Raw genomic sequence first — 4591 nt, forward strand, 5'->3', positions numbered from 1 at the left:
TGCGCCAGCGGCTGGACAGCGCGCTGGGCGCGCACCCGCACGTCGGCGACATCCGTGGCCGCGGCCTCTTCATGGGCGTGGAGCTGGTGCAGGACCGCGCCAGCAAGCAGACCTTCGACCCGGCGCTATCGCTGCATGCTCGCATCAAGCGCGAAGCCATGGCCCGCGGCCTGATGGTCTACCCGATGGGCGGCACTATCGACGGCCGCCAGGGCGACCACGTGCTGCTCGCCCCACCCTTCATCATTTCCGACGATGAGCTGGATCAGTTGACCGAGCGTCTGGTCGGCGCCATCGACGCCGCCATTGCGCAAACGCGGGCCTAGCGCCTGCTTGCCTGCATGCGCGGTGGGCATCGACCCGCTGCGCCGCCCGCCTGACGCGGGCTCGTGATGATACGCACAGGGTGCTCCGCGGCTCGCGGGGCGCACCAACCGCCGGCCAAGACCGGCAATATCACGGGGAAAAACCCCAAAAGGAGTTTGCATGACCACGTCCGTCAAACACACCTTGGGCCATCGCAACGCCTGGACGCTCGCAGCCGCGGGCCTCGCCACGGCATTGCTGTCCACGGCGCCGGCGCCCGCCGCCGCCCAACAGAAGTTCGTCAGCATCGGCACGGGCGGCGTCACCGGCGTCTACTATGCCGCCGGCGGCGCGATCTGCCGCCTGGTCAACAAGGATCGTTCCAGCCACGGCATCCGCTGTTCCGTAGAATCGACCGGCGGCTCGGTCTTCAACGCCAACACCATCAAGGCCGGCGAGCTGGACCTGGGCGTGGTGCAATCCGACGTCGGCTTCAACGCCTTCAATGGCGAAGGGCAGTTCAAGCAGGCCGGTCCCTACCCCAAGCTGCGCTCCGTGTTCTCCATCCACCCGGAGCCCTTCACCGTCGTGACGCGCAAGGAAGCCAACATCAAGGGCTTCGAGGACCTGAAGGGCAAACGCTTCAACGTCGGCAACCCCGGTTCGGGCACGCGCGCCTCGATGGAGGAATTGCTGAGCACCATGGGCTGGACGCTGAAGGACTTTTCGCTGGCGTCCGAACTGCGTCCCGATGAGCACGGCTCGGCCCTGTGCGACGGCAAGATCGACGGCTTCTTCTATGGCGTGGGCCATCCCTCGGCCAACATCCAGGACCCCACCACCAGCTGCGGCGCCAAGCTCGTGTCGCTGACCGGTCCCGCGGTGGACAAGCTGGTCGAGAAGTACCCGTACTACGCCCACGCCACGATTCCGGCCGGGCTGTATCCGAACAACCCGGCAGAGACCAAGACCTACGGCGTGACGGCCACCTTCGTCACCTCGGCCGACGTGCCCGAGGCCACCGTCTACACCGTGGTCAAGGCGGTGTTCGACAACTTCGACGACTTCAAGAAGCTGCACCCCGCGTTCGCCAACCTGAAGGCCGCGGACATGGTGAAGAACGGGCTGTCGGCACCGCTGCATCCGGGCGCCGAGAAGTACTTCAAGGAAAAGGGCCTGCTCTGAGACCAGAGCCCCAGGGCCGCTGAAACGGCACGCCTGCGGACCCGGGCCCTGCCCGGCCACGCAGGCCGCCGTCCCTTTGCGCAACACCACCGCGCGCAGGGACATAACGCGCGCCGCGCCGCCGGCGCGCGCCATGACACGTAGGGGAAATTCATGAATAAAGAGCCGCACACGCCGGCCCCGGACCTGGAACAGCTGGTCGCCGACGCCGATCGCGGAGGCCGCAATGTGCGCGGCCTGGCGGGCGCCACGCTGGCGGCGGGCGCGCTGATCTGGTCCGTCTTCCAGCTCTGGTACGCGTCGCCGCTGCCTTTCTCCCTGAACTGGGCGATCTTCAACGACACCGAGGCGCGCGCCCTGCACCTGGGCATCGCCATGTTCCTGGGCTACCTGGCCTACCCCGCCAGCAAGCGCTCGGCGCGCGACCGCATGCCCTGGTACGACTGGGCGCTGGCGCTGATGGCGGGCTTCTGCGGCAGCTATCTGTACCTCTTCTATAACGAGCTGGCGGGCCGCCCCGGCCAGCCCACGACCATGGACGTGGCCACCGCAGTCATCGGCCTGGCGCTGCTGCTGGAAGTCACGCGCCGCGCCCTGGGCCTGCCGATGACCGTGCTGGGCCTGGTGTTCGTCGCGTATGCCCTGGCCGGCCCCTGGCTACCCGACGTGCTGGCGCACCGCGGCGCTTCGCTGGAACGCCTGATGTCGCACATGTGGCTGACGACGGAGGGCGTTTACGGCGTGGCGCTGGGGGTGTCGGTGTCGTACATCTTCATCTTCGTGCTGCTGGGCTCCATGCTGGACAAGTGCGGCGCCGGCAACTACATGATGCAGGTGTCGTTCGCGCTGCTGGGCCACTTGCGCGGCGGGCCGGCCAAGGTGGCCGTGGTGTCCTCGGCCGTCAACGGCCTGGTGTCGGCCTCGTCGGTAGCCAACGTAGTGACAGGAGGCATCTTCACGATTCCGCTCATGAAGAAGGCCGGATACGGCGGCGTGCGCGCCGGCGCCATCGAGACCGCCTCGTCCGTCAACGGCCAGATCATGCCGCCCGTCATGGGCGCGGCGGCCTTCCTGATGATCGAATATGTCGGCATCCCCTATACCGACATCATCCGCCACGCGATCCTGCCGGCCGCGATCTCCTACATCGCACTGTTCTACATCGTCCACCTGGAAGCCCTGAAACTGGGGATCCAGCCGATGATGGCCTCGGGCCCCGCCCGCACGCCGCTGCAGAAGCTGGCCGGATGGGGCATGGGCATCAGCGGCACCTTGCTGGTGATGGGCGCGACCTACTGGATCGGCACGGGCGTGCAGGCCGTGGCGGGCGCCGCGGCCATCTGGGTGCTGCTGGCCATCCTGGCGGCGCTTTATCTGTGGCTGCTGCGCATCGCGGCCCGCCACCCCGATCTGCCGCAGGATATCGACATCAACCATCCGGTGCGCCCGCAGCCCTGGCCCACGGTGCGCGCCGGGCTCTACTTCCTGATCCCTATCGGCATCCTGGTCTGGTGCCTGAGCGTGGAAGAGCTGTCGGCCGGCCTGTCGGCGTTCTGGGCGGCGATGGCGATGCTGTTCCAGATGGTGACGCAGCGCCCGCTGATCGCCTGGTTCCGCAAGCAGCCGGCGGCCCCGGCCTGGCGCCAGGGCTGGCGCGACGCCATTGGCGGGCTCGAGGACGGCGCCCGCAACATGATAGGCATCGCCATCGCCTGCGGCACCGCCGGGCTGATCGTCGGCGCCATTACCCTGACCGGCCTGGGCTTGCGCATGACGGCCTTCGTCGAGCTGGTCTCGATGGGCAACGTGCTGCTGATGCTGATCTTCACGGCGGTGGTCTGCCTGATCCTGGGCCTGGGCATGCCGACCACGGCCAACTACATCCTGATGGCGACATTGATGGCGCCCGTGGTGGTGGAGCTGGGCGCGCAGAGCGGCCTGGTCATTCCGCTGATCGCCGTGCACATGTTCGTCTTCTATTACGGCATCATGGCTGACATCACGCCGCCCGTGGGCCTGGCCACGTTCGCGGCCGCCGCCATCTCGGGCGAGGACCCGATCAAGACCGGCATCCAGGGCGTGACCTACGCGGCGCGCACGGCCATCCTGCCGTTCATGTTCGTGTTCAACCCCATGCTGCTGCTGATCGACGTCACCTACGGCTGGGAGCTGGCCCTGGTCGTCGCTGGCGCCACGCTGGCCTCGCTGACCTTCGCCGCCGCCACCATGCGCTGGTTCCGCGTGCGCTGCACGCTCGCCGAAGTGGGCGTGCTGCTGCTGGTGACCTTCATGCTGTTCCGCCCCGACTGGTTCATGGACCATTTCGCGCCGCGCCATGAAAGCCGTCCGGCGTCCGAGATGCAGGCCATCGCCGCCGCGCTGCCCGACAACGGCCGGCTGACCGTGGTGCTGCGCGGCATCAACCTGGAAGGCGACGAACTGACCAAGACCGTCGCCGTCGCCCTGCCTGAATTGACCGACAACGCTGGCGGACAGGACGCCGGCCGCAAGCGCCTGGCCGAGGCGGGATTGACGCTGATGAGCCTGGGCGACCAGACGCAGATCGGCGGCGTGCGCTTTGGCAGCCGCGCCCAGCGCGCCGGCTGGGAACAAGGCTGGGACGTGCTGGAAGTGAAGGCGCCCAATCCGCAGCGCTGGTCCGACTTCTGGGTGTACCTGCCCGCGCTGCTGTTGCTGGCGGGCATGTGGTCGCGCCAGGGCCGCCGCGACGGCGGCGCCACCGTTGGCCGGCTGCGCGCCAAGCCGGTCTGATCAGTCTGCCCGCGCGCGCCGCCAGGCCGGCCATGCGCCGATGGTGAGCGCGCGCAGGAACCACTCCACCGGGCCGTAGGCGTGGCGCCGCAGCCACCATGCGGACAGCGGCAGCTGCGCCGCGAATATGGCCACGGCGATGCAGAATGCCGCCAGCGGCGAGACCGAGGCGAACAGCCGCAGGCCCCAGGCGGTGAACAGGAAGGCGCAGACGACCGATTGCATCAGGTAGTTGCTGAGCGCCATCCGCCCGGCTGGCGCGAGCCAGCCCGCCAGCCTCGCGCCGGACGGGGTGCGCATCGCCAGCAACAGGGCCGCCGCGTACGAC

At 68.5% G+C, this 4591-nt stretch carries 4 protein-coding genes; 3 read left to right on the forward strand and 1 reads right to left on the reverse strand.

All coding sequences use genetic code 11. The features are described from left to right. The 3 genes from VIR09_RS00005 to VIR09_RS00015 form a co-directional block, all read left to right on the forward strand. On the forward strand, positions 1-326 hold a 326-nt coding region (locus VIR09_RS00005), incomplete at its 5' end, for an aminotransferase class III-fold pyridoxal phosphate-dependent enzyme (protein WP_332010458.1). A gap of 160 nt (positions 327-486) precedes the next feature. Continuing rightward, entirely contained in the window at positions 487-1491 is a 1005-nt protein-coding gene (locus VIR09_RS00010; RefSeq protein ID WP_332010460.1) for a TAXI family TRAP transporter solute-binding subunit, read from the forward strand. A gap of 153 nt (positions 1492-1644) precedes the next feature. Further along, positions 1645-4263: a TRAP transporter fused permease subunit gene (locus tag VIR09_RS00015; RefSeq protein ID WP_332010462.1), complete on the forward strand. Its 2619-nt coding sequence runs from the start codon at positions 1645-1647 to the stop codon at positions 4261-4263. Here VIR09_RS00015 and VIR09_RS00020 read toward each other — a convergent pair. After that, positions 4264-4591: DUF418 domain-containing protein (locus tag VIR09_RS00020; protein ID WP_332010464.1), on the reverse strand; the 328-nt coding region annotated here is incomplete at its 5' end.

It is taken from the genome of Achromobacter sp. (assembly GCF_036567245.1).
Lineage (GTDB): Bacteria > Pseudomonadota > Gammaproteobacteria > Burkholderiales > Burkholderiaceae_B > Achromobacter.

Bases quoted from the DNA above. Each gene is read 5' to 3' on its own strand.
- VIR09_RS00010 (WP_332010460.1), top strand. From the start codon at position 487: ATGACCACGTCCGTCAAACACACCTTGGGCCATCGCAACGCCTGGACG.
- VIR09_RS00015 (WP_332010462.1), top strand. From the start codon at position 1,645: ATGAATAAAGAGCCGCACACGCCGGCCCCGGACCTGGAACAGCTGGTC.